Origin of the sequence: Pseudarthrobacter sp. B4EP4b (assembly GCF_006680095.1) — a bacterium.
GTDB lineage: Bacteria > Actinomycetota > Actinomycetes > Actinomycetales > Micrococcaceae > Arthrobacter.
The window spans coordinates 1-205 of record NZ_VHIJ01000123.1 but is presented as its reverse complement, the minus strand read 5'-3'; the positions used below and the strand labels follow the sequence as shown (position 1 = coordinate 205).

At 48.3% G+C, this 205-nt stretch carries 1 pseudogene; it reads right to left on the bottom strand.

Annotated features, from left to right (window positions below):
- Positions 1 to 205, bottom strand: a pseudogene (locus tag FNL14_RS23155) (hypothetical protein); the annotation flags it as partial.

The following is a 205-nucleotide window of genomic DNA, read 5'->3' as shown; positions in this document are numbered from 1 at the left end:
CTCCTGCAATGTCATCATTCGCCAATTCCCTTAAAGCAGCTAAGTCCGTCACACCGTCTTTATAAGGAATTTCGACCACTTCCACCCGTTGCCCTTTCGCATATGTCTTCACAACTTCTCTTGATTCAGGATGAACGGTTCCTGAAATGAGAATCTTCTTGCGTCGTGTCTGGCCTGAAGCAAGCATGGCTGCTTCAGCTAGCGC